This is a genomic window from Streptomyces sp. NPDC007346, from assembly GCF_040703535.1.
Lineage (GTDB): Bacteria > Actinomycetota > Actinomycetes > Streptomycetales > Streptomycetaceae > Streptomyces.
This window is the reverse complement of record NZ_JBEYKR010000288.1, coordinates 1-1,913: the sequence shown is the minus strand read 5'-3', so window position 1 is coordinate 1,913 and position 1,913 is coordinate 1. Positions and strand designations below refer to the sequence as shown.

Sequence of the window (1,913 nt, the reverse complement as noted above, 5' to 3'; positions counted from 1 at the left end):
AGCTTGTTTTTTAACGTCCCCTGCTGAAGGGCCAGTTGGCCATTAGTGGGCGATGAGACAACGGTGCGGCCTTGGTGTGATCATGTGCGTTGTCGAGACGTTGTTGATCATGCCAAGGCTGCGAGGGTGAGTCTGCTGCACGACGCTGTTCGCGTCGAGTCCCTGACCGTGTTGTCGCGGTTCCGGACCGACTTCTACGACTGCCTGACGGCCCGCGCGGACGCGTTGTTCGAGCTGACCGACGCGGTGCTGTGCACCGACGGGCCGGTGCGGTCGCTGGTCGACCTCGCGTTGGCGCCCGAGCACCGCCGGGGTCACGGCGCCCTCTACGCCGGCCTCAACCGCGGCCGGGTGGACGTCACCCGGCTGCGGCGGGTCTTGGCCGAGGTGCCGCTGCCGAGGGCCGCGGACGGTCGGCTGGTCCTTGCTGTGGACGTCTCGCCGTGGCTTCGGCCGGATGCCGGCACCGTGCCGGACCGCTCGTTCTGCCACACCTACGGCCGCGGCAACGCCAAGCACCAGATGATGCCCGGCTGGCCGTACTCGGTCGTTGTCGCCCTCGAAAGCGGACGCACCTCCTGGACCGCGTTCCTGGACGCGGTCCGCCTGGCCCCCGGCGCCGACCTGGCCGCTGTCACCGCCAATCAGGTCCGCGAGGTGGTCGAACGGCTAGTCGCCGCGGGCCAGTGGTCCGCGGGTGATCCGGAGATCCTGGTCGTGCTGGACGCCGGCTACGACGCCCCGCGCATCGCCTATCTGCTGTCCGGCCTGCCCGTCGAGGTCCTGGGCCGGACCCGTTCGGACCGGGTGATGCGCCGCCCGGCGCCCTCGCGGGAGGAGTTCCTCCTGGCCAACCCGAAGGGCGGACGGCCGCCCAAGCACGGCGGGGAGTTCGTCTTCGGCGATCCCGCCACCTGGGGCGCCGAGCAGGCCGTCACGGTCACCGGCACCCGCCTCTACGGCAAGGCCACCGCCCAGGCATGGGACCGGCTGCACCCGCGCCTGACCCAGCGGGCCGCCTGGCTGGAGCATGACGGGCCGCTGCCCGTCATCGAGGGCACCGTCATCCGCCTGGCCGTCGAACATCTGCCCTCCGGCGGAGTCAACAAGCCGGTCTGGCTTTGGTGGTCACGCACCGGCGCCACCCCCGCTGACGTCGACCGGTGCTGGCAGGCCTTCCTGCGAAGGTTCGACATCGAGCACGCCTTCCGGATGCTCAAGCAGACCCTCGGCTGGACGCGGCCACGCCTGCGCGACTCGGCCGCCGCCGACCGCTGGACCTGGCTGGTCCTCGCCGCCCACACCCAGCTCCGCCTCGCCCGGCCACTCGCCACTGACCTCCGGCGGCCGTGGGAGAAGCCGGCACCGCCGCACAAACTCACCCCCGCCCGGGTCCGGCGCGGGTTCCGGAACCTCCGCAGGAAGACGGGCTCTCCGGCCGGGGCGCCGAAACCCACCACACCCGGCCCCGGACGCCCGCCAGGCTTGAAAAACCGGCGCCCCGCAAGCCGCCACGACGTGGGACGAGTCCTTGCTGGCGGCGAGGCATACCAGCGACCGGCCCACCACAAGGTCGGCACCAAACCCCGCAGGGCAGGCTGACAAGTAACACAGACGTCAGCACACTGAGCGCATGCGATATGAGGAGAAGGCGAAGATCGCCACCGTGAGAGTTCTTGTCCCGGTGGCCGTTTTCATCTCCTCACCGGTACTGCTGATCGCCGGAGCGCCGATCCGCCGCCGATACCTTCGCTACATCTACCGGGACGAGGCCCCACTGATCCTGGAAAAGGAGCGGGGCAGGGTCAGCATCCACTGGTTCGTGGTCACCAGTTCCCTGTTCGCATGGCTCTGCTGGCCCACCGAGTCGCTCGTTCGTCTCATCTCACGCCGAGGTTAAACAACAAGCTCAG

Annotated in this window: 2 protein-coding genes; both read left to right on the top strand. The window is 69.7% G+C overall.

Annotation, left to right across the window (positions count from 1 at the left end):
* Nucleotides 1-126 precede the first annotated feature (126 nt).
* Entirely contained in the window at nt 127-1,602 is a 1,476-nt protein-coding gene (locus tag AB0917_RS34090; protein ID WP_366823574.1) for an NF041680 family putative transposase, read from the top strand.
* Nucleotides 1,603-1,633: 31 nt separating this feature from the next.
* Nucleotides 1,634-1,900, top strand: a complete 267-nt coding sequence (locus tag AB0917_RS34085) for a hypothetical protein (protein WP_366823573.1) — start codon at nt 1,634-1,636, stop codon at nt 1,898-1,900.
* The last annotated feature ends 13 nt before the right edge of the window (nt 1,901-1,913 follow it).

Bases quoted from the DNA above. Each gene is read 5' to 3' on its own strand.
- AB0917_RS34085 (WP_366823573.1), top strand. From the start codon at position 1,634: ATGCGATATGAGGAGAAGGCGAAGATCGCCACCGTGAGAGTTCTTGTC.